Below are 24,801 nucleotides of genomic sequence, written 5' to 3' on the forward strand. Positions count from 1 at the left end.
TCGGGGTCTTTCAGAATCAAGTCTCTCCGAATCTCTAACTGTAATCCTGCGCTACTGCAGGTATTTTACAACCTGATCAAAGTCCACTTGGTCGTGCAGTGACGCATTAAGACCTGCAGCCACGATATCCGCCACATCGTCAATCAGAACATCAATTTCTTTGGGTGTAACGATCATACTACCCATATAGGGTTCCAACAGTTGCCGGATAACTTGCTTCCGTTGCGCCCTTCCGTTGTCCTTGGAGGAATCTACTTGAGGTTTGGTGATCAAGTTAGGATCCACGTGAAACCTGGTAGGACGTGGCACCTCTTCGTCCTCCTCCAAAGCCTGGGGGCCTTCCTCCAAGATCTTCAAACCATCACTGATGATCGTGGTGGCATGGATCACTGTAGGTACCCCTATGGAAACCACCGGAACACCTAAGACCTCCGGCGTAATAGACAGACGCCGGTTACCCACCCCTGCACCGGGATTGATCCCAGTATCTGAGATCTGGACTGTGCTGCATAGTCGCTTAGAACTCCGAGATGCTAAAGCATCGATGCAGATAACAAGCCCTGGGTTGATTCGCTGAACCACACCAAGGATGATCTCACCGGTCTCAATCCCTGTAAGCCCCAAAACGCCTGGAGCCAGGGCGGCCACAGGTCGAAGTTTACCCCTTACGTCCGTCGGCAGCATCTGGAACAGGTGTCGAGTCACCGTCAGCTGATTGACTACTTTAGGTCCGAGGGCATCGGGGGTGGCATTCCAGTTCCCCAAGCCAATCACTAAAATCGGTGTGGCTGTGTCAAGATCCTTGATGTAGCGCATCAGCTCTTGGGCCAACAACTCAGTAACCTCATCCCGGGTCTCTATGTCCCGTTGACGCAATCCCGGGGCCTCGATGGTCGTATAGTTTCCGATAGACTTTCCCATCATATCCGCCCCGACTTTGGACTTGATGGAAATCCGCGTGACAATGGCATGGTTTCCTTCTTCCTTATGTACCTCTACCCCGGGGATCTCCGGCGGACCCTGCTCCTTTACAAACAACTCTTGGGATTCTATCGCCAAGTCGGTACGGGAATCAAAACCGTCTTCTAACTGCATACCATCACCTCCACCTCTTCCTTATAATTACCGAACCCCGCGGCCTTTATCCCTCCTTATAGCTTGGATCACAACATCACTGCCCATTAGAATTCCCCGGTACCAAAGGAAAAGATGGTGACCAACGTATTCCCTGGCGCAATACAAAGATGGAGGTGGAAAATGGGATGCTTGCAAAGCAGGACAGACCGTGGTAGAATTGCTATGTGTAATTTCGCGAATTTTAGGGAGGCTATACACATCAATGGCTAATACACCTTCTGCAAAGAAGCGCATCCGAGTGGCTGAGCGCCGGAGATTAAGAAACAAATCGGTCCGGTCTGCCGTCAAGACCGCAATTAGGAAATTCCGGACCGCCCTGCAAAACGAACCGGAAAATGCCCGGGTTTACCTCGACAGGGCGATTTCCCTACTTGACAAAGCTGCGACAAAGGGCGTTATCCACCCCAACAAAGCAGCAAGGAACAAGTCTCGTCTCACCAAAGCGTACAATCAGGCTACAGTAAACAACGCTACTGTGTAGAATGGGGGGGTGGTGTGTGTTAATCTACACCGCCCGATTCTACTATTCTTCTTCACTCTGTCCCTGTTTTCCCTGGAAGCTAGCAAAAAGTCTCGTGTCTCGTGCGAAAGTTCAGTGGGTGCAGAGTGTACTTCTTTCGCCACTCTCTGCAAGGTAAAGGTTACTGCATGAGCCTGACGAGGAACATCTCTAGGTTAAGGGCCTGGGTTTCATAGCTTTCCTTAAGTTTCCTCTCTCCTTCCATAATCATCTCCATAATCCCTCGCAGTTGTTGAGGTGAGTACAGCCTGCTTTGGTTCGAAACTTTGTTGACGACAAAGGGATGGCACCCTAGCACCTTGGCCATATCCGCCGGCTTGTATCCAAGCCGACTTAAGCGCTGCACGCCCATAATTAACCGATACTGTCGGGCAATCATGATGAATATGCCCATCGGCTGTTCACCAAAGGACAGCATCTGCCTAAGGAGAGTCAACGCCTGCTTCTTTTCCTTCTTTCCCACGGCATCAACCAAAGCAAAAATAGTCTTCTCCTCGGAACCACTACCACCACTAAGCAGCAAAGACACGGTCCGCTGATCAAGGGTGCCGCCCTCTCGGCCGCAATAGCAGCTAAGCTTGTCTATCTCTCTAGCAGCCAACTGCAGATCGTTCCGAACCCGTTCCATGAGCAATTCAAAGGCCGCAGGTTCCAGGGATACTCCTTGCTCCTTGAGCCTTGTGCCCACCCATTTACGAGCATCCTCATCAGTCACAGGACTAAACTCCACAACCCGTCCTAACTTGCTCACTTCTTTATAGAACCTAGTGCGCTTATCGACCGCTTGCGAGGACAAGATCAGATAGCTATCCCTGGGCAAAAGCGTTAACAGCTGAAGAAGCTGGTCCTGCTGCAGTTTTATCTCATCAAAACTCAAGATGACCACGACGGAAAGAGAAGCTCCAAGGGGCTGAGAGGTCACGGACTGGACCAGAGATTCGAATTGCGCATCAGCACCATACAAGGAGGTCAAAGCCCAGTCCCTCTCCCCGGGGGGCACCAACCCGTCCAACAGATCCTGTAGGGCCTTGTCCCGTAGGTAGGTTTCCTCGCCAAATAGCCAATAAACCGGTGCAAACTCCTTCTTTTTAAGATCCCTTTGAATTACCTCATATCCCTCAGACTTACTGGCCATAAGCTTCTCCTTTCCCGGGATTACTCTACCATTGGATAACATGCGCCATAGGAAAACACCCTGCTACGATGCGTCCACAGAAACCAATACTGTGGCCCTACCCGCAGGGTCACTGCCCCGTCTTCATCGGTACGAAAGACTCGACTACCCTGTCGCTGGAGACTGTCGATCACCGCCGGATTTGGTAGGCCAAAGTTGTTTCGTCCCACCTGCACCACCGCAATCTCGGGATCCACCAGCCGGTTAAACATGGCGTCAAAAGCGGAAACAGCACCATGATGGGGTACTTTCAGAGCAAAACTCGCCAAATCCTGTTCATAGGAAAGCAACAAACGCTGTCCCCGGGCCTCCACATCCCCAGTAAAGAGCAATCTAAGTCCATTTCCCTCCAGCATCAGGACTAGGGAAGCATCGTTGACACTCAGGGAGCCCTGATCCACCATAGCCCGGAGAGGATGCAGGACTGTGATCCGATTGTCACCCACCTGCAACCAGTCGCCCCTGGCTACAGTATAACAAGCCATTCCCCTTTGTTCAATCAAGTCCCGTAGCCGTTGGAAGGATTGTTCCGTGGTATGCTGTCCGTTATACCACACCATACCCACATCAATGGCTTCTATCACCGTTGCAAAACCACCAAAGTGGTCCAGATGGGGATGGGTAATGACAATCAAGTCCAATTTCTTGACCCCTTTGTACCGCAAGAAGGGCAAGAGCACCTGTTCTCCCACATCGTAGGGTCGCCGGTCCGGGGCATTGGGCTGGCCACCGGCATCAATCAACATGTGATAGCCTCCCGGCAACCCTATATAAACCGCATCCCCTTGGCCCACATCAAGGAAGACCACCTCTATAGTGTCTGCCCACAACTGGAACAGGGTAAACCACAGAGCAACGATTAGTAACCCCATGGTCCAGTTGATCCAACGCAATGTCGGTATCCAGGCCAAGGTCCTGGGTACCACAGTGACGGTCCGCAGCATCGGACGACAGACAATCAACCAAAAGTAAAACAGCGCCGGATAGAACCAGCTGAATCCCGGCACCTGCAAAAAACCAGGCAGTTCCGCAAAGCGATACACCAACCACCAAAACACAACAGCTACGTAGTGGGCGACAATGCCTCCCCAGGGAAGTACTACCGGGACAATGATCCCCACCGCCCCCAGTAGAAAGATAACAAATAACAAGACAGCAAAGAGCGGAACCAGCACTAGGTTAGAAATGACAGCAATCAAACTGGCGGTTTGAAAGTAGTATAACGTCAGTGGGGTCACGGCTATCCATGCACTAAGCGAAATGGCCAGACTGCTGGCCACCTTCTTAGGGAGAAAAGACAGCAGTTTTGTGAAGAAGGGGGCCAAAGACAGAATGCCAAACACCGCGGCGAAGGACAGTTGCCAGCCCACCCCAGTGATGAATAGGGGGTTAATGATTAGAGTAAACCAGGCGGTAAGAACTAGCCAACGGTGAGGAGGCAGGGTTCGGCGGCAAAGTCCACTAACCATTGCCAAGACTATGCCAATGACCGCGCGAAGGGTCGAGGCCTGGGCTCCCGTAAGCAATAGATAGACATATAGTACCGGCAAAGAAACCAGTACACACTGCCACTTCAACTTGCGCAACCAACGGCCTATGAAATAAAACGCTCCCACGAGCAAACCGATATGTGTACCCGAAATGGAAAGCAGGTGGGCGGCCCCTGCCCGGTCGATGGCCATTTGTTCTTCCACAGTAAACAAGCTGCGGTCCCCTAAGAGTAGAGAACGGAAGAAGGGAATCACAGAGCCGGGAAGATCTGCTTCCAAATCCGCAAGCTTCCCCCGCAACCGGTGCAGCAAACTGCCGAACAATCCTCCGCTATTGACACCTACCACTTGCAGTTGCTCCGGATCGTACACCGCTACCGTCGCGGAATACCCGTTTCTATACGCGTAGTTTCGCCAATTGGGTTCTCCCGGGTTGCCGCCCCGGGTGGGTTTACGCACCCAGCCCCGGACAACAACCACATCACCATAATTCAACCTATCAAGCCGTGCCCTGTCCTCGAAAGACCACGCCCAGGTATCTACGCCGATCCGTATTCTGCCCCGGGTAGTTTTTCCCTCTAGTTCCTGATCCACCGCCACGATAAAGTAGAACTTGCCGTCTCGCTCGGTGGGGGGCGAGACCACCATCCCGCTCAACTCAACGCGCAAGTCACGCAGATGGCTGAACCGCGCCTCATGAACCTGGAAACGGACCAGATAGTACTGGCAACCCACAAGAACCCAAGCTAAGGCAACTACCATCAGAAATCCTTTGGAACCGAGGGAAAACAGCAGGATGCTGGTCAGAAGAAGCAACCCCCCGATCCCCAAGATGACCGTTACGGATAGGTGATCCGCGGTCAGGGCCGCCAGGGCAACCCCCACAATGAAGGCCAAGGCATTATGGTAAACGTAGACTGGAGAGCTATTCCACACAGATGTAGGGTCGGATCCTTTCCAGGGTCTTCTCACCAATACCGTTCACCCGCAAGAGATCTTCCACCTGCGTAAAGGGACCATTCTCCTCCCGATATTCCAAAATCCTTGCCGCCAAGGCCGGCCCGATTCCGGGCAATTGTTGCAACTCCAAGGTTCCAATGCGATTGATATCCAGCTTCACCCCAGCTTCAGCCACAGCTTCCTCAGGCGAAGATGAATCCTCCAGACCCTCTTCCCCATCCTCACCCCAGCTGAAGAACACCTCCACACTGGCACCTGCCTTGGTCTGCAGGTAATAGTAAGCTGTAACACTCAGGAAAAGACACAGCGCCAACCCCAATGAAAACCTCCAACTAGGATGGCGACCTCTTCGCCCTTGACTCAGTTTCCACACCTCCGTTCACCGCCAATATTTATCTTAATTGTATCTCGTATAATCTTGCTTGTCAACTAATTTACCATCACTTTACTACTAGGCGTCAAAAAATGCCCTGTGTCAATTGCACAGGGCACGAAGCTTTATCACTTCACCACAACGTTTACCAGTTTCCGCGGGACTATGATAACTTTGACCACGGTCTTACCCGCGATGTAAGGAGCTAAAGTCTCCCGGGAGAGAACAAGCTCCTTGAGTTCCTCCTCGGAAATATCCACCGGTACACCCACCCGGTCACGGACTTTACCGTTCACTTGCAACACGATGGTGATCTCTTCAACCCGCAGTGCCGCTTCGTCCACTTGGGGCCAGGGTTCCCTGTGTACACTTCCGGTACCACCCAGCATCTCCCACAGTTCCTCCGCCACATGGGGTACAAAGGGAGCCAGCATCAATACCAGCTTCTCCAACCCCTCCCTACACAGTGCCATATTCTCCCCTTTTTCCTTGTAATGGTAAAAGGCATTGACGTATTCCATGATGGCACTGATGGCGGTGTTAAAGTTGAATCGTTCAATGTCATAGGTTACCTTGGCAAGGGTCTGATGCATCACCCGACGTAGTTCCTTATCCTCACCAACCAATCCGTCGCTTTTGGTGGTGGGCTCCACATCATTGACTTGTGGTACATAGTCCTGCACCAACCGCCACACCCGGTTAATGAACCGATAGGCACCCTCCACACCGGACTCGCTCCATTCCAGATCCCGCTCCGGGGGTGCAGCAAACAAGATAAACAGACGGGCGGTGTCCGCTCCAAACCGCTCGATAATATGATCCGGGTCCACAACGTTACCCTTGGACTTTGACATCTTGAAACCGTCTTTCAGCACCATACCCTGGGTAAGCAGATTGGTGAAGGGCTCCTCCACGGACAACAACCCTAGATCATGGAGGACCATGGTGAAAAACCGCGCATACATTAGGTGCAGGATGGCATGCTCAACCCCACCGATATACTGATCCACCGGCATCCAGTAATCGACAATGTCTTTATCAAAAGCCTTCTCGGAATTGTGAGGATCACAATAGCGCAGGAAATACCAGGAGGAACAAACAAAAGTATCCATGGTGTCCGTCTCCCGTCGCGCCTTTTCCCCACAATTAGGACATCGGGTCTCCGCAAAGGCAGCGTGTTGCGCCAGCGGCGACTTGCCATCGGGAGCAAAATGCACATCCTCCGGCAGAAGGACCGGCAATTCCTCCTCGGGCACAGGTACCAGTCCGCACTTATCGCAAATCACGATGGGAATGGGTGCTCCCCAATACCTCTGACGGGAGATCAGCCAGTCCCGGAGCCGGTACTGGACCTTGAACATACCAAGGTTATTTGCCTCCAAATACCGGGTAATTCGCTCCTTGGCTGTGTTGCTGTCCAAGCCGGAAAACTCTCCGGAATTGACCAGCACGCCCTCTGCCTCGAAGGCTGCATCCAGCTCCTCAGCCGGCATCTTCGTTTCCGGGTCAGCGATCACTTGCCGGATCGGTAGATCATACTTCTTGGCAAACTCAAAGTCCCTCTGATCGTGGGCGGGAACCGCCATGATGGCACCAGTCCCATACCCCATCAGAACATAATTGCCCAGCCAGATGGGGATCTCGTCGCCGGTGAGCGGGTTGACACAATACCTTCCTGTGAAAACGCCCAATTTCTCCGTGTCCTCAGCGGTCCTGGAGATTTCGTCTTGCCGCGTCACTTCCCCGATAAACTCCCGGACTTTCGCCTCATGCTCCACTCCGGCAATCAATTCATCAACCCAGGGATGTTCCGGGGCCAAAACCATGAAGGTAACGCCAAAGACCGTATCGGGCCGGGTGGTGAATACTTCCAAGGTCTTTTCCGTACCGACGATGGGGAACCGGATCGTCGCTCCCTCGCTGCGGCCGATCCAGTTATGCTGCATGGTCTTAACCTTTTCCGGCCACCCTTCCAGTTTCTCGAGGTTATCCAGGAGCCGGTCTGCATATTTTGTAATGCGGAAAAACCACTGTTCCAGGTGCTTCTGTTCCACGGCACTGTCACAGCGCTCACAATTGCCCCCCACCACCTGCTCATTAGCCAGCACCGTAGCGCAGGAGGGACACCAGTTCACCACCGCATCGGCCTTGTAAACAAGACCGGCTTTATAGAACTGCAAGAACAACCACTGGGTCCAGCGGTAATAATCGGGCCAGCATGAAGCAATCTCCCTGGACCAGTCATAGCTCAATCCCAGTCGTCTTAACTGCTTCCGCATATAGGCGATATTATCCCTGGTCCAGATGGCAGGAGGAATCCCCCTCTGGATCGCGGCGTTTTCCGCCGGCAATCCGAAGGCATCCCAGCCCATGGGATGCAACACATTGTAGCCGTGCATCGTTTGAAACCGGGCCAAGACATCCCCGATGGCGTAATTGCGGACGTGTCCCATGTGCAGCTTGCCCGAGGGATACGGCAGCATTTCCAGACAATAAAACTTGGGCTTGTCCGAATCCTCGGTAACCTTATATAACTCCCATTCATCCCAACGCTGTTGCCATTTCAACTCCACTTGGTTAAAATCGTAGGTTCGCACCTTGATCTCCTCCGTATTACCTCCGAAATACCGGGGCTACCCACCCCGTCGCCAAGCAATCCTATTGTCAAGATGACCTGTCTTTTCTGACAAAGAAAAAACCCCTGCAAAATGCAGGGGCGAGAAATCATTCCCGTGGTACCACCCTAATTGGCAGTCACATAAAAAAATGGTGGAGCTGAACGGAATCGAACCGTCGACCTCTTGAATGCCATTCAAGCGCTCTCCCAACTGAGCTACAGCCCCACACAATGACAACCCACTCTAAGCCGGTAACGGTGGCTACCGTCACATGCTATCCCGTCGCATGTGCATCTCCGAGGCGAGTTCCCCAGCCGCTTCACATCGACTTACACCTGCCGTCGACTCTCTGTCGTGAACTACGCTGGCTACTACTCCTCTTCATTGATTTTCAATGTTAAATCTCTTTTCGCCTCGTATTATAACTAACCTTTTGGGGAAAGTCAAGGGGGGCACGCCCCTGCTTCTTAACCAATTTCGTCCTGGCCTTCTATAGGTTATCTCTATCACTTTCCCTATATCGAATTCAAGCTTCCCTTTTCGTTCTCACTTACCTTTCAGATGACCCTTCATAATATGTTAGCTTCATCCTCGCCGTTGGGCCACAAAGTTCCAGCGATAACTCTCCTCCCTTGCCGGTTCCAGGGTAAAACCCTCAAATACGTCCAATAGCCGAAAATGGGTCCTTTCCAGTCCTTGCATCAACTGCTCCAGGGAATAGGCCTGCTCGATGTGTCGTTCTCTGTATACCCTGGGTTCACCTTCCACCTGTACAAAAAAAGTAAGATCCATCTGACATCGCTGCTGGTTCTTATGGTAACGGGTCTCCCATTTCAATTCTCCACCGGGTATCTCATCGTAATAAACACCGGTGCCGTAAAACATCTCGAGAGCCCGGGCAGTATTCACATCAAAAACGAACAGGCCACCGGGGTTGAGACAGCGGTATACACCGGCAAAACACTGCTGGACCTCTTCGATGGACAAAAGGTAGTTTATGCTGTCGCACAGACAAATGACAGCATCAAAGGTGCGATCCAGCTGCAGATCCCGCATATCCTGTTGAAAGAGAGATATCCTCAACCCGGCTCTACTGGACTTTTCATAAGCCACAGCCAACATGTCTTCTGAGAGATCCACCCCGGTCATTTCATAGCCTTGCTGGGCCAGGTGCAACAGGATCCCGCCCGTCCCGCAGGCCAAATCCAGCACCGTACGGGGCTCGAAAGCATAATGCTGCCAAACCTGAATGATATATTGGCTCCAGGTCGCGTAATCCACTTCACTTTTCATCTGGTCGTAAACGGCAGCCAAGAATCGATATCTTCCCAGTTCTTTTCTCATCTTTTACCCCGTCTAAGCTTCCAAGATCAGTTCCACTCGTCGAGCATCGCCCCAGAGTCTCTCCAGACCGTAATACTCCCGCTGTTCAGGGGAGAAAATATGCACCACCACATCACCGTAATCCATGAGCAACCAACCGGAACCGGGTTCTCCTTCCCGATGGGAGGGCTTCTTTCCCAGTTCGGCCAGTTGCTTTTCGATATGGTCGGCAATGGTCTTCCTCAAGACATCGGAATCTGCGGAGCAAATCACAAAGTAGTCACACATGATGGATAGTTCACTGAGATCGAGTATCAACACATCTTGGGCATGCTTATCATAGGCGGCAAGGGCCGCTTGTTTGGCCAAGTTCTCAAGCTTCAGTCAAACCACCTCCAGGAAGATTACAGCAAGTCGGGAATCTCATAGTCCTTCCCGATGATTACTAGCAAATCGGAACGCTGCCCCTCATCCTCGCGAATCAAACCGACACCACCCATGAGGACACGCACCCGCTCCGCATGCTCCCGTTGGGCGGCATCCCGGTAACTAATCTGGGTATGTTGATATTCATAATGATCAGCGTTACCGATTTCCTCTATTTTATAACCATTCTGCCGCAAAAAACCCGCCACCGCTGCGGCAATACCCCGCACTCCGGAGCCATTAAGGACCACCACTTCCGGACGGGAAACCCCGGTGAATGTCCCGATCACCTCATGGGGCAACACATTGGGATCAGCTACCCAGTAACTCGCGCCACCGATCCGTTGTTCACCCCCAGGGACCACGCCAAAACGCACATCGTCGCTGTCAAAGAAACGCCGCAAGACACCAACAGCCTTCCACAGGGGCAAATTGGTCTTCAGACTTTGGCTAGCCGTAAAGAGCAACGCTGGCAAATGAAGCACGGTTCTGGGACGGAGGATCTGCCTTTGGAGGGCACTGAGGAACTTCTGTTGTCTTACCACCCGACCCTTATACTGATCCCGCAAGGGATCCGCTGCGGTAATATCCCCCAGTCCGTCACCCCGATACCGAATATACTCCAAGGCCGTACGACCGTCAAGGACCTGCAATCCAGCAGGGATATCGATATGCAAGTTTCCAGCGTGATCGTCATACTTCATATCCCGCTCCACCTGAATTTCCACACCACCGAGAATGTCGATAATTTTCTCAAAGGCCTGGAAATTCAGAAGAATATAATAGTCGATCTCGATCCCCAACAGCTCCTCGACACAGTCCATAGCCAGTCCAGGGCCACCCCGGCCATTCAGTTCATTAATCCGGCTGACCACACCGTCTACTTCCACGAGGGTATCCCGGGGGATGGTGAAGATACTAACGAAATCTCGGTTAGGCAGGTATCCCAGGACGAACATGGTATCGGTCCGTCCTTCTTCCCGGTCGATGATATCCCCGCCCATCACCAAGATCGTCGTCAGTTCCTCTACGCCCTCGAAAACCAACCCCCGCTGATCGTTTAACCTTTGGGAACGGGGCACATCCCAGTAGATTTGAAAATAGTAAGTGAGCCAGGCCGCAAGGCAGGTGAGCACAACGGCAAACAGGATCACTAGGATCACAAGGCGCGTTTGCTTCCTTTGCTGCAGCTTACGTTCCGCAGCCAGGCGATCCAACTCTTCCATCCGCTTTTCATATTCTTCTCTGGGAAGCATAACGACTCTCCTTAGCATGAACGACTATGGACACAACATAACTCTAGGAAACCTATAGAAGAATTACGAAGCCACAGGTTTTCCTGCATCAATCATCTTCCCTGGTCCCATCCTGTTTGTGCCCCAGTTGAGATGATCTCGCTTCCCCAAAGGCCCGATGCAACAGCAGGTCGTTATAGGCCTCTACCGTCTTGGGGTGCAAAGTTCTACCGCGCCGCAAAACATGGATGCTTGTCCGGCGCAGGGCCAAAAGACAAGCCTGGTCCAAATCGCAAAGGGCCAGACTTCTTACCCCGACAAGGCCCGGGAAGCTTCGCCCCGGTTCAATATAGTCCGCCAAATAGATGATCTTCTCCAGGGAAGACATTCCGGCGCGTCCTGTGGTATGGTAACAAATGGCGTTCAAAACATCCTCATCAGCAATTCCAAAGTCCCGGCGGGCCAGTTCTGCCGCCACCGGGCCATGGAGCAAATCCGGATTGCACTTTTCGATCTGTAGCTTCAATATACCAAAGTCATTTGACCTTTGCAATAACTCCTGGTCTGACAGTTCCCGCGCGTAATCATGAAGAAGAGCCGACAATTCCGCTTTAGTCGAATCAACGCCCCAGCGCTGGGCTAGCAAGTCTGCGGTTTTTACCACCCCCAGCGTGTGACAAAACCGCTTTGGACTCAAAACCCGCTCAACTTGCGCCCGTACTCGGTCTATATCCATACAACCTGTGCTCCTTGATGTAAGCTGCCACCGGCTCTGGGATCAGATATCTCACCGAGCGGCCTTCTTTGATCCTTTGACGAATACTGGTAGAAGAGATCTCGATAGCTACAGAGGGAACAAATCTGATCCTTTCCCTTATGTATAACGCTCCCAATTTGTCCTGGACTTCGTGAATGGGGAATCCTGGCCGGAACACTACCGCCAAATAGCAAAGGGCCAACACCCGCTCCGGTTCCCGCCAATTGGGAAGATCCAGTAAGTTATCGGACCCAATGATGAAAAAGAGTTCCTGGTTCGGATACAAGCGCCGCAGATCCCCCAAGGTATCCACCGTATAAGTAACCCCTTGCCTCGCCAGATCCACCGTGGAAAGCTCAAACCTGGGATTGTCGGCGATGGCCAGCGCCGTCATCCGGCACCGGTGTTCTGGCGAGGTAACCGCGTCAGGTCTTTTATGCCCGGGGGTACCGGCGGGCACAAACAAGACCTTTTCCAAACCCAAAGACTCTGCCACATGCTCTCCCAGAATGAGATGGCCCACATGAATCGGATCAAAGGTACCGCCCAGCACCCCCAATGCACCCACGGACATCCTACCTCCTAACGCCGCACCTGTCCCTCGCCCAAGATGATATACTTCACCGTGGTCAGTTCCCTCAAACCCATCGGACCCCGGGCATGCAGTTTTTGGGTACTGATCCCCATCTCAGCCCCCAGGCCAAACTGTCCACCATCGGTGAAGCGGGTAGACGCGTTGACATAAACAGCCGCGGCATCCACCTCCCGCAGGAATCTCCGAGCCACAGAATAATCCTGGGTAATAATACACTCCGAGTGTTGGGTCCCGTGCCGGGTAATATGCTCCACCGCAGTATCGTACCCGTCCACCACCCGCACCGCCAGAATCAGATCCAGATATTCCGTATCCCAATCTTCCTCGGTGGCCCTATCCCACTGGGGTACGATCTCCAAGGACCTAGCACACCCTCGCACTTCCACCCCTGCCTCGGCTAACTTCTCCGCCAAACGCGGCAATAAAGCTTCCGCCACTTCTTCGTGTACCAAAAGGGTCTCCACCGCATTGCACACCCCAGGCCGTTGGGTCTTGGCGTTCAGCACCACTTCCAAGGCCATGTTCAGATCGGCCGCCCGGTCTATGTAGATATGGCAGTTGCCCATGCCGGTGGCAATCACAGGGATCGTGGCCTGGTCCACAACGGTACGAATCAGCCCCGCACCCCCCCGGGGAATCAGCACATCAATGCACTCGTTCAATTTCAGCATGGCGGTGACGCCCTCCCGGCTAGCCTCATCGATCAAGCCGACAGCCTCCTCCGGCAGGCCACTGTCCACAGCCCCGCGACTAATTACCTGGGTAATCATGCGGTTGGAATTCAAAGCCTCGCCACTGCCTCGCAATACCACGGCATTGCCTGACTTCAGGCATAACCCAGCGGCATCCACGGTAACATTGGGCCTAGCCTCGTAAATGACACCTACCACGCCCAAGGGAACCCGCATTCGGCCAATCTGCAGACCATTGGGCCGTAGCCACATCTGCTCAATCTCCCCCACGGGATCCGGCAGTGCTGCCACATCCCGAAGGCCGTCCGCCATATCCTGCACCCGTTGGGGCGTTAAGGTCAATCGGTCCAAAAGGGCCCCGGAAATACCCTTCTCCTTGGCCGCTTGCACATCTTCGGCATTGGCGGCGAGGATCTCCTGAACATTCTCCTCGATGGCCTGGGCCATAGCCAACAACGCCCGATTCTTCTGCTCACTGGACAGGGAGGCCAACAGGCGACTTGCGGCCTTGGCCTGTTGTGCGATACCCTTTACATAACTCTCAATCTGAGACACCTCTAAACCCCCTCACTACTGGCACATGCTCCCCTTCTGTATCGGCGCACAAATCGCTCCATACGGGTAAGTGCCTCTTGAATCTCCGCGATACTGGCGGCATAGGAGCAGCGTACAAAGCCCTCACCACTGGCCCCAAAGGCCGTTCCTGGCACCACCGCCACTTTCTCCTCCTTCAACAAACGCTCGCAGAAGGTTTCCGAATCGAGTCCCGTGGCCCGGATCGAGGGAAACACATAGAAGGCCCCTTGGGGCAACAGACAATCCAGCCCCATCTCATTCAGCCCATGCACAATCAACCGCCGCCGTTCACTATACTGCTGATGCATATCTTCCCGATCCCGCTGGCCGTTGCGCAAGGCCTCGAGGGCCGCCTTCTGACTGGTGATCGAAGCACACAACATGGTGTATTGGTGGATCTTGTTCATCGCTGCGATCACATCCTCACGACCCATAGCATAACCCAGCCGCCAACCGGTCATCGCAAAGGCCTTGGAAAAACCGTTGAGGACGATCACCCGATCCACCATCCCAGGCATTTGGGAAATACTAACATAATCCTCATCATAGACCAACTCACAATAGATCTCGTCCGCTACCACCAAAAGATCGTATTTAACGGCCAGTCGGGCAATATCCGCCAACACTTCCCTCTGCAATGTGACACCGGTGGGATTGTTAGGACTGCACAGTAGAATCACCTTCGTGCGGTCCGTAATCACTTTCTCTATGGCGGCTGCCTTCAACTGAAACCCATCCTCCAATGTGGTGGGCACAGTGCGGGGAACACCACCGGCCAAAAGAACCGTAGGTTGGTAAGAAACATAGCTTGGTTCCGCCATGATTACCTCATCCCCGGGACTAAGGACCGCCCGCATCAGAAGATCAAGGGCCTCACTGACCCCCACGGTAATCAGGATCTCCCGGCGGTAATCATAGCGAATACCCCGGCGTTCGAACCAATAATCGCTGATGGCCTTGCGGAGTTCCGGCAGTCCCTGGTTAGACGTATACATGGTATACCCTTGCTTCAAGGAATGGATCGCGGCCTCCCTGATCCGCCACGGGGTGACAAAATCCGGTTCACCGATTCCGAGGGAGACCACATCGTCCATCTCAGCCACCAGATCAAAAAAACGCCTTATCCCAGAAGGAGGTAGAGATTTTACTAAAGGAGAGACAAAATCACGTTTCATGGAGACACCGCCATCCTCTTTGGTTTCACCTTTCCATCCAGCAGGACGCCCTCTTGTTTGTATTTCTTCAGCACAAAGTAGGTTACCGTACTTTTAACCCGGTCGATGGTGGCCAGCTTGGTGGAGACAAATCGCGCCACTTCGCGAATATCCCTTCCGGTGACAAACACCGACAGATCATAGCTGCCGGACATGAGGTACAGGGCCCTCACCTCGGGGAAATTACTGATCCGTTCGGCAATATCATCGAAACCCACGTCCCGCTCCGGCTCCACCTCAACGGCGATCATCGCTTCCACCAAATCATCGTCGACTTTTTCCCAGTTGACCAGGGCATGGTACTTAACAATAATCCCCTGCTCCTCCATCTGAGCGATCTGCTCGACAACTTCTTCTTCCGGCAGATTTAGCATGATGGCTATATCTTTGGGAGAAATCCGGTCATCTTGCTCCAATATTTCCAGGATCCGTTTCTTCAAGCCATCACTTCCTTCCAAGCTGAGGTTTTGCTTAACATTATAGCATATGCAGAAGCCGTTACCATACCCAGTTGTACAACCTGCCCTATTGGTTTTGAAGCCCTTTAGTTCGGCTTCCACAACCGCTAGGGTTCCCGAAGACAATTTTTTCTGGTAATACATACAGAGAACCTATGACCTAGACTTGGGATGAACTCTGGGTAATCCTACCTATTGAGAAGCGGCCCTATTCAGGACGGAAAAACCTGAGGGTTGGTCACAGCGGGCGAGGGAAGGCCAAAACAGGACTCCCTCCGAGGAAGTTTTAGGAAAACAGGAAGACCGGGGAAAACCCCGGGTCCACCACCACTAATCACTCCATTGGGTAAGCACCGCGGATTGTTCTCCGAGGGCCTTGGCATAGACCACAACACTGTGGTGCCTGCCGTCATCCTGCAAGGGGATGGCCCCATCCTCCAAAGGCACATCATCGAAGAAAACCGGCTGGGCCACCTCCGCTTGATTGTCCACGGTGATCTCATAGATGGTATTCCGATAGCGATATCGGAGGGAAAACCCGGGCCAGTGGTCAGGGATCCGGGGACGGATCACCATCCTGTCCTTCTTGATTTTTATCCCCAAGGCACTCTCCACGATCACTTTGTACACCCAACTGGCAGAACCTGTATACCAGGTCCAACCGCCCCGCCCCACATGGGGATAGACACCGTAGATATCCGCGGGGACCACGTAGGGTTCCACCTTGTACCGCTCCACCTGTTCCGGGGTCAAGGTGTGATTGATGGGACTGAGCATCAGGAGAAGTTCCATGCCCCGGGCCCTTTCCCCCAAAAGTAGCTTGGCCAGGACCACCCAAGTGGCCGCATGGGTATACTGTCCACCATTTTCCCGCACTCCGGGGACGTAGGCCTTGATATAGCCTGGTTCCAGCCGGGTGTTGTGAAAGGCCGGGGTTAACAACTTAATGATCCCGTCTTCCTCGGATACCAGGTAATCGTCCACGGAACGCATGGCTGTTTTCACCCGGTTCTTGTCCCCTTCCCCGGAGATCACAGCCCATGCCTGGGCGATGGCATCGATCTTGCACTCATCGTTTTCCTTGGAACCCAGGGGTGTGCCATCGTCAAAGAAGGCCCGCATATACCATTCCCCGTCCCAAGCGTGTTGCTCGATGGCATTACGGATCCCTTCGATCTGTTCCCGAAACCGCTCTACCAAATGCTCATCCCGTTTCAGCCGGCACAGGGGGATGAAATCCTTCATGACCCGACAGAGGAACCAACCGAGCCAGACACTCTCACCACGTCCCTGCCAACCGATCCGGTTCATGCCGTCATTCCAGTCGCCGCCACCCATCAAGGGCAAACCGTGAACGCCAAACTTCAACCCATATTCAATTGCCCTTAGGCAATGCTCGTAGACGGTACCGGTTTTATCCGAAAGTTGGGGCACCTCGTAGCGCTCTTGCTCGTGGTCTTCCAAGGACCGGCTGCGCAGGTAGGGTACCTCTTCATCCAAAACACCGGTGTCCCCCGTCACTTGTACGTACCTGGCCGTGACAAAGGGTAACCAGAGGTAATCGTCGGAGAACCGGGTACGCACTCCCTTGTTCTCCTCCGGATGCCACCAGTGCTGTACGTCTCCCTCCTCGAACTGGTGCGCCGCTGCCCGCAGAATGTGTTCTCGGGTGATCTGGGGAGAGGTGTAGACCAAGGACATGACATCCTGTAACTGGTCCCGATACCCATAGGCTCCCCCCGATTGATAGAACGCGGAGCGGCCCCAGTAGCGACAACTGATCACCTGGTACAACAGCCAGCCATTGACGAGGTAATCCAGGGAGGGCTCCGGTGTACGCACCATAAGCCGTCCGATGAGTTCGTCCCAGTTGCTGCGCACCCGATCGAATTCCCCCTGAACTGCCCCTTCTTGGCGGAAACGGCTAACCAAGTCCTTGGCCTCCTGCCAGGTGGCACATTCCCCAAGGAGGAAGGTCACCTCTGTAGAAGCACCCGGTTCCAGGGTCACCGGCACAAGTATGGCCGCGCAGGGAACCATGGCCGCTCCCACCCTTCCCGACAGTTGCACCTGCTGGAGGCCAATGGGATCCGTGAGGGAACCGTTCCGACCTAAGAACTCCAGTCGATCGCCGGTGTAAGAGAAATCTTCGGCCAGTGTAGCCAGAAACGCCACATGGTCCCCGTAGTGTTCCCGGGCCCGGTTGGTGATTACCAATCCGTTCAGTTGTGGATCAAAGTCGGTCACCACATATTGGTAGGTCTCTTCGGGCAATACGCCCAGCACCGGTTCCAGGTAATAGGATACTCCGAGACTGCGCCGGCGATTGGATTTGTTCTGCAACCGGATCCGGATGAGCTTCACCGGATCATTGGCTGCCGCGTACAGGTCCACCGTCTGATGCAACCCTTGGTCACCGTATTCGTATCGGGTGTACCCAAAACCATGGCGGGTCACATAGGGATTCTCTCCCCGGATGGGAGCGGCGGTAGGGGACCAGATCTGTCCCGTCTCCTGATCCCGCAGGAAAATGGCCTCGCCGTGTAACGGGATCACTGGATCATTGGTCCAGGGAGTAAGGCGATTTTCCCTGCTGTTTTTCGCCCAGGTGTAGCCCCCGCCGGTCTCCGTGGCCAGGAACCCAAACTGCTCGTTGGCGATCACGTTGATCCAGGGAGCCGGGGTGCTTTGCCCCTCCTCGAGAATAATCACATATTCCTTCCCATCGGGAGTAAAGCCACCGTACCCATTGAAGAAGCGCAGTTGGTTGACCAGCGCCACCGTATCGATCTTGTAATCATAGGCCACCGCAGGACGCGCCGGCTGCAATTGTTGGGGTTTTGTCCCCCGGGCCATCTTGATTCGGGGTTGGCAAGCCTTCAGACCACCGGGGCCCATCAGCACCAAACGGGCACTACTAAACAGGGCATCGAGTTCCTCCCTTTTCAGAAGACTTGCCTGCTTAAGGAAGACACCGCCCGGCCGATTTTCCTTCATTTGGGCATGGCAGCTTTGGATCAGTTGGCGCAGGTGGTGATGGAGCAGGTTAGCGTAATCCACTTCCTGCTCGTTGAGGATCACCACATCCACCGGCAGTCCCTTCATCCGCCAATACTCATGGGCCACCAAGACCTGCCGGACCAGGTCACCGTCATCTAACTGCCGAACGCGCAGCAGCAAGATGGGATGATCCCCCGAAAGACCCTGGGACCACAGAAACTTCTTCACAGTCCGGGCAATACCTAGGGTCTCCTCGCGGCCTTGAAAACACTTAGGCTCCGCAAACAAAAGCTGTGAGGCTAGCCGCTGGAAGAGATGGGCTTCGTCCAGGCTGACGTTTAGGTAACGCAACTCCACTTGGCTGCGGGTCCACGCCAGATCGAAGGCCCGCTCCACCATAGCCGTATCATGGTAGTTACCAGCCAAATCGACAGCAGCCTGCCGGGAAGAAGTAACCGCGACAGAAAACACCACCGAGGAAGTTTGGCCCGGCGCCACCCGGATCCGGCGTCGAAGACTCATACAGGGATCCAGCACCGCGCCCGCGGTACCCCCTAGTTTACCACCGTAGATCCCCGCGGGATTCTGCACCGTCTGATCCCTTCCAATAAAACGACTCCGATCGGTCTCATATTCTAACTCACCCACCACTTGCCCATCCACCGCCACGGTGTGCATAACCCACAGGGGAGTACGATCCTGTTCTCTAGCTCGCCGTGTCGCCAACAGGGCATTGACTTCTGGAACATACTCCGTCAGGACAAAGAGGTTGCCGAAGGCCGGGTGGGCCGCATCGGCCTTAGGGTGATCCAGCACCACTTCGAAGAAGCTGGTAATCTCCAGCACACAGGGTTCAGTGCCATGGTTGGTAACAGAGACCCGACGGATCTCCCCATCGTTTTCGGAACAGACAATGATCTCGGTCACGGTCTCAATGTCCTGATCCACCCTCCTGAATTCTGCCTTATCCTCGGCAAAGGTCACTTCATACTCGTCGGGAACCACCCGGGTGGGTTGGTAAGTGGCGGACCAAACCGCGTTGGTATTCAGGTTTCGAATGTAGATGAACATGCCGCGGTCGTTGGCCACGGGATCCTCCCGATATCGAGTAATGCTCTGATCCCGCCATTTACTGTAACCAGACCCACTGTTGGTAAGCATGATGGAATAATCGCCATTGGAGGCCAGGTACACCTCCAACCCACCGAGGTCTGCTTTGCTGAAGCGACGATGCATGGCAATCCCCACGGGAGCCCTCCTTTGTACCGTCCAGCGCGTGACGGGTTCTTGATCCACCACCGAAGGCTGCAAGGGAAGCCGCTCCTGCAGGAGCATTTCCGTTGCCTTCACGTAAGGGTCCAAATGGAAACGTTGTTGCATAATCCCATCGTGAAAATAGTTGGCTAAAGCCAGAAAGCTCATCCCCAGATGGTGTACCATGAAGGATTTCACCACCACGTAGTCAGCCCCCCGTGGCAGCCGTTCCTTGGTGAAATCCACGGCCTCATACAAGCCATATTTCCCCTCCATGCCCAACTTCGCCAATCGTCTCAGGTTTGTGGTGGCCGTAACCGGATCCACCATCAAGGCCAGGAAGGAGGCATAGGGGGCCACGATCAGATCACTTTCCATCCCCCGCTTTAGGGCAAGGGTGGGGACGCCAAAGGCCCGATACTGGTAGTTCAGATGCAGATCCATGGCATTAAAGGCACATTCAGAGATCCCCCAGGGCACCCGGTGCTGCTGTCCATAGCGTACCTGCTCCTGAACCGCGGCCATGTAGGTATCGTCCCACAGGGTGTGGGGATAGTTCTGCATGATCAGTAGCGGCATCAGGTATTCGAACATGGTGCCGGTCCAAGAGACCAAAGCCCGGGAACCGCCGGCCACGGTGACCATCCTCCCCAGGCGGAACCAGTGCTTTTGCTCCACATCCCCTTTAGCGATGGCCAGAAAACTGGCCTGTCTCGCTTCCGAAGCCATCAAATCGTAGTGCACCCGGCTTAAGCGGTTTTCTTCCAGGTTATATCCGATGGAAAAAAGCTTCCGCTCCGGGTTGTACAGTCTCCGGAAATCCATGTTCAAAACGGTCTGCATGGCCGCAGAGCACAAATCCTCCAACTGATCTGCCAGCTCTTCCACCTTGTCACAGGTAACCAGCAAAGCTTCCCGAAGAGAATGCCACTGGGGATCTTCTCCACCCAGTTTTCCAACCTGCTCCTTCTTTTCCCGTAGTCCTTGGAGACTGGTCATGGTCCATAACAGCTTCTGTTGCTCCGGTGCCAGCTTTAACTTCGCGGCCTCCCGAAGCCAGGGCAAGTATTCGTCGGCCTCGGCCAAGAAGGCGCCAATCATGTCCTGCAGTTGCTCTACCCAGTACCCGTGGACCAGTTGCTGCCCCATCCTTTGGGCCAAGGCTTGTAGGTCCTCCAGGATCCGGAGCCCTTCCCAAGGGAGAAGCTTGGGGTCCTGGAGTCTGTCACAGAGCGTACGGAAGTCCTGGACGTAGTCCTTGACCACTTCTTCCGAGGCTACCACCAAGAAGGTGTCCCAAAGGCCCCGGCCGATCTTGGCGAAATCTAACAAAGGCCCTTCTGCGACCTGATTTAAGCCTTGGACCAAGGTAATCAGGTAGCCCGCAAGGTTACCGCTGTCCACGGTGGAGACGAAGCGGGGCTCCAGGGGTTTCAAAGTCTCGGTGTCGTACCAGTTGTACAGATGGCCATGCCAGCGTTTCAGACGTAACATGCTGGCAAAGGAGGCCTCTAAGCGGTCCAACATTTCCCTGACCCCAATATAGCCGAAATCCCAGGCCGCGAGATTCGCGATCAGCCCTAACCCAATATTCGTGGGCGAAGTACGGTGGGCGATCTTGAAATGGGGCTCCTCCTGGATGTGGTCCGGTGGTAACCAGTGGTCCTCAGGCCCAATAATATCCTTAAAATACTGCCAGATCTTGCGGGTCTGCACCCGCAGGTATTCCCGGTCCTGGGCAGAAAGGGCAGCCCGGCGGCGCTTAGTGGGTAGACTGACCCAAAAGGCTAAAGCAGGCGCCACCATCCAAAGGGCCAGCATCGGCAGGATCGGTGCCAGAAATCCAGGGGTGATGGCAAAAACCAAGACCCCAACAAGAACACTGAATACCGGACACGGCCACATTCTCCCAAAGAACCCCTGCACATTGGTACCCCGCCGGCGCTCCGCATCGAAAGCGGTGACCCATTCCAACAGATTCCGCTTGGTGATCCCCAACCGAAAGAGAGTACGCACAATGGCGTCGACCATCAGCCAGGCTTGATGGGGTAAGAAGGCAAGTAAAAGAAAACCTTGCCGCAAAAGGGAACGGGCATCAAAACTGGCCGTCCAGAGGTGTCCAGCAAAGTGAATGCCCCGGGGTAGACTCATCAGGGCGCTAGCTAAGTGGGACAACACCGGGTATAAGACGGTCAGCCCGAAGATGGTCAGAAGCAGGGAAGCCCGCTCAGACCACAGGGTTATGGCCGTGACAAACAGGACCACCAGGCTGATGGGCAGCAGACTGCGCCGCAGGTTATCCAGGATCTTCCAACGGGCCAAGGGGCCGAGGGGGTTGGGCTGCCATTGGCCAGCACTGTTGCGGATCTTTGCACGAAGGTAGGGCAATAGCTGCCAATCTCCCCGCACCCAGCGGTGCAGCCTGGAGGTATAGGCCGGGTAGTGGGTGGGGTATCCGTCCAGGAGCTCCACATCGCTCACCAGACCCGCCCGGATAAAGGACCCCTCCAAAAGATCATGGCTCAAGATCCGGTTTTCCGGAAACCGCCCACCCAGAACCTCATGGAAAGTATCTAAATCGTAGATCCCCTTACCAGTAAAACTGCCCTCGCCAAAGAGGTCCTGGTAAACATCGGACACCGCGGTGGTGTAGGGATCGATCCCCGTTTGCCCCGCAAAGGTCCGGGAGAACAGGGTGCTAGCGGCACTGACCACCGAAATGCCGATCCTAGGTTGCAGCACCCCGTAGCCCGCCACCACGATACCCCGTTTGGCATCGAGCAAGGGACGGTTCAAGGGGTGGGCCATGGCACCGATCAAGCGGCGAGCCGTATCCCGCACCAGGTTGGTATCGGCATCCAGGGTGATCACATATTTTACCCCCTCAAGCTCCGGCGGCAGTTCCTGGAGGAAGGTGGTGTCCCGGACACCCTTTAACAAGGCATTGAACTCCTCCAGTTTGCCCCGCTTGCGCTCCCAACCCATCCAGCGGTTTTCCCGGGGGTTATATAAGGGTCGGCGGCAAAAGAAGAAGAACCGGTCCTCCCCCTCATTGCCATAGATGGCGTTTAACCGGGCCGCTTCCTGCGCGCCGGTCTCCAGGATTTCCTGATCAGTTTGTGCGTGTTCCTCCTGTCGATCCGTGAAATCACCCAAGAGGGCGAAATACAGGTGGTCCATGGCATTGGCCAGGTAGTATACTTCCAACTGCTCGAAAAGCTCCCGTACCCGTTCGGCATCGGGCAGGAGGGTGGGCACCACCACTACGGTCTTCGCTTCCTTAGGAATCCCGTGTTTAAACTCCAACTTCGGAATCACCCGGGGTCTTAGGACCCGGGTAATCAGGGAGTTCACGGTGGTCACCACCAGATCACTCACGGGGATCAGCAACACCAAACAGGCCCCCATAAAGGACCAACCCATCCCCACCAAGGAAGCCAAGAACACCGTAAGCAGCCCTGTGGCCAACCCAATAACGGCCAAGTAGGGAATAATCGGGTATTTAGACACCCGGTACCAGAACGATGGCTTGGCCCCCAGGGCCTTCAGCAAAGATTCCTTGCCGTCGTCCAAAAGATAATAGCCCACGTGACTGGTGCGGAGATCGGAGCCTTCCCGGGCCAGGGAGACCGCCTGACGGGCCACTTGGACCTCGGAAATCCTGAGGGTCTTCGCCAATCTCTCCACCTGATGCCGGTAAAGATCCCTGCCGGCAAAATCCATTTCCCCATAGACCCCGTTGGGATCCTCCCGGAGGATCCGTTCACACGCGTTCAGTTTTTCGAAGTGATCGGACCAATCCAAGGAAGCCAGAAAACGCAGGCTGCTAATCCGGTTGCCCATGGCCACCTTCCGAGCCGATTGGCGCTGATGCTCCAAGTGAACCAATTCTTCGGCATCTAAGCCCTCATCGGCCAGGAACCGTTCCAACCAACAGGTGATGTCCACCGCGGTACCCCCCTGGTTGCGAAAGCGGTACAGCAGTTCCACAATGAAGGCCGCATCCTTGGACTTGAGTTGGGGTAAGAAACGCCGTAGTTGCCGGCTCAGGTCCGCAGGTTCACCGTCAAAGGCCTCCATAAGCCTTTGGGCCCATTTGTCCGCCTTGTGCTGGTTACGGAAAGTATGAAGAATTTCCAAGGACAGATCACTAATCTCTTCGATGAGGGCTAGCTTGAGCAGTGCCGGCAGTGCCCACACTTCCCCGATGGAAAGCAAGGACACCGATTGATAACCCCGCAGAAAGACCGAAACGACCTCGTCGTCAATGCGCCCGTCGGTGTGGCTGACGATTTCCTGAGCAATGGCATAGGCCCGGGGCAATCCTTTCTGGGGACCACCGGCAAGCTTAGGCAGATCCCGGTAGTAACCCACGGGCAGACTGTATCGAACATCCTTTACCGCCGCTTGGATCACGTAGTAGTTGTCGAAGAACCACTCCGCGGCTGGAATAATATGGTCCCTGCGATCCACCGCCTTGGAAACGTAGCGATATACCGTACGCAAAAGATAGTCGATCTCACCTAGATCGGGGAGCTTCCCCTTCACAGCCCCATCCCCCAACCGGTGGCGGGTAGCCACATCCCGGGCATGTTGCTCCAGCTGGGCGGAACTCAGTAACACCTCCTCGGAGCGATCGTCCCGACCCTTGGTAATCAACTGCCGGCGCCGGTTGAGACGCAGCAGGATCAGGAATCCAATGATCAAATATACAGCTAGCACAATCTGTAGCAGCATAGGCTTCCAGTGACCTCCTCGGACAAATGCTACTCCCTGATGGCTAGTGTTTCTCAAAGGGCTCCGGATTAAACATCCAAGGCTAGGGGGAAGGCTGATCGACGGTGAAACCTGCCCGTCGGGTAGTAGTAATTTGTACTGAGGTTTTGACATAAGGTTTGTGGGGTTGGGACGGTTTTTCGTTGTCGCGAGAAAAAGTTCTGTGGCGTTGCAGGAGATCCAGAAAATTCCGCGAACTTATCAGATAATTGCAGTTTCGCGG

General features: G+C 54.3%; 15 protein-coding genes and 1 tRNA gene. 1 reads left to right on the plus strand and 15 read right to left on the minus strand.

Going from position 1 to position 24,801, the window contains the following annotated elements; all coding sequences use genetic code 11:
- Window positions 1-51 precede the first annotated feature (51 nt).
- The gene (locus tag GXX57_10970; protein HHV45169.1) at window positions 52-1,095 is read right to left on the minus strand and encodes a GPR endopeptidase; all 1,044 of its coding nucleotides are present in this window, start codon (window positions 1,093-1,095) and stop codon (window positions 52-54) included.
- A 244-nt stretch (window positions 1,096-1,339) separates the two neighbouring features.
- Here GXX57_10970 and GXX57_10975 point away from each other — a divergent pair, with 244 nt between their 5' ends.
- On the plus strand, window positions 1,340-1,618 hold the full coding sequence (locus GXX57_10975) for a 30S ribosomal protein S20 (protein ID HHV45170.1): 279 nt from the start codon (window positions 1,340-1,342) through the stop codon (window positions 1,616-1,618).
- 160 nt (window positions 1,619-1,778) lie between these two features.
- Here GXX57_10975 and holA read toward each other — a convergent pair whose 3' ends face one another.
- From holA to GXX57_11045, 14 genes are all read right to left on the minus strand, one after another.
- On the minus strand, window positions 1,779-2,792 hold the full coding sequence (gene holA, locus GXX57_10980; protein ID HHV45171.1) for a DNA polymerase III subunit delta: 1,014 nt from the start codon (window positions 2,790-2,792) through the stop codon (window positions 1,779-1,781).
- Between the two features lie 20 nt (window positions 2,793-2,812).
- Entirely contained in the window at window positions 2,813-5,257 is a 2,445-nt protein-coding gene (locus GXX57_10985) for a DNA internalization-related competence protein ComEC/Rec2 (GenBank protein ID HHV45172.1), read from the minus strand.
- Complete coding sequence (locus tag GXX57_10990) at window positions 5,247-5,654, minus strand: helix-hairpin-helix domain-containing protein (GenBank protein ID HHV45173.1); 408 nt, start codon at window positions 5,652-5,654, stop codon at window positions 5,247-5,249. The genes GXX57_10985 and GXX57_10990 overlap by 11 nt, the downstream gene beginning before the upstream one ends.
- 128 nt (window positions 5,655-5,782) lie before the next feature.
- Complete coding sequence (locus GXX57_10995) at window positions 5,783-8,257, minus strand: leucine--tRNA ligase (protein HHV45174.1); 2,475 nt, start codon at window positions 8,255-8,257, stop codon at window positions 5,783-5,785.
- A 164-nt stretch (window positions 8,258-8,421) separates the two neighbouring features.
- A tRNA-Ala gene (locus tag GXX57_11000) sits at window positions 8,422-8,497 on the minus strand.
- A gap of 360 nt (window positions 8,498-8,857) precedes the next feature.
- A complete protein-coding gene (locus GXX57_11005; GenBank protein ID HHV45175.1) occupies window positions 8,858-9,616 on the minus strand; it encodes a class I SAM-dependent methyltransferase in 759 nt (252 codons plus the stop codon).
- Window positions 9,617-9,628: 12 nt separating this feature from the next.
- Window positions 9,629-9,964 (minus strand): ribosome silencing factor, encoded by a 336-nt coding sequence (gene rsfS / locus GXX57_11010; GenBank protein HHV45176.1) that lies wholly within the window; start codon window positions 9,962-9,964, stop codon window positions 9,629-9,631.
- A 35-nt stretch (window positions 9,965-9,999) separates the two neighbouring features.
- Window positions 10,000-11,277, minus strand: coding sequence for an LCP family protein (locus tag GXX57_11015; GenBank protein HHV45177.1), 1,278 nt, complete (start codon window positions 11,275-11,277; stop codon window positions 10,000-10,002).
- 88 nt (window positions 11,278-11,365) lie between these two features.
- A complete protein-coding gene (locus tag GXX57_11020) occupies window positions 11,366-11,992 on the minus strand; it encodes an HD domain-containing protein (GenBank protein HHV45178.1) in 627 nt (208 codons plus the stop codon).
- Window positions 11,961-12,581 carry a nicotinate-nucleotide adenylyltransferase gene (locus tag GXX57_11025; GenBank protein ID HHV45179.1) on the minus strand — a complete coding sequence of 207 codons (621 nt, stop codon included), beginning with the start codon at window positions 12,579-12,581 and terminating at the stop codon, window positions 11,961-11,963. Before GXX57_11025 ends, GXX57_11020 begins: the two co-directional genes overlap by 32 nt.
- Before the next feature lie 14 nt (window positions 12,582-12,595).
- Window positions 12,596-13,846: a glutamate-5-semialdehyde dehydrogenase gene (locus tag GXX57_11030; GenBank protein HHV45180.1), complete on the minus strand. Its 1,251-nt coding sequence runs from the start codon at window positions 13,844-13,846 to the stop codon at window positions 12,596-12,598.
- 11 nt (window positions 13,847-13,857) lie between these two features.
- Window positions 13,858-15,051, minus strand: coding sequence for an aminotransferase class I/II-fold pyridoxal phosphate-dependent enzyme (locus GXX57_11035; GenBank protein HHV45181.1), 1,194 nt, complete (start codon window positions 15,049-15,051; stop codon window positions 13,858-13,860).
- The gene (locus GXX57_11040; GenBank protein ID HHV45182.1) at window positions 15,048-15,692 is read right to left on the minus strand and encodes an Lrp/AsnC family transcriptional regulator; all 645 of its coding nucleotides are present in this window, start codon (window positions 15,690-15,692) and stop codon (window positions 15,048-15,050) included. Before GXX57_11040 ends, GXX57_11035 begins: the two co-directional genes overlap by 4 nt.
- Window positions 15,693-15,878: 186 nt before the next feature.
- Window positions 15,879-24,539, minus strand: coding sequence for a glycosyl transferase (locus GXX57_11045; protein ID HHV45183.1), 8,661 nt, complete (start codon window positions 24,537-24,539; stop codon window positions 15,879-15,881).
- Window positions 24,540-24,801 lie beyond the last annotated feature (262 nt).

It is taken from the genome of Bacillota bacterium (assembly GCA_012839765.1).
In the GTDB taxonomy this organism is placed as follows: domain Bacteria; phylum Bacillota; class Limnochordia; order DUMW01; family DUMW01; genus DUMW01.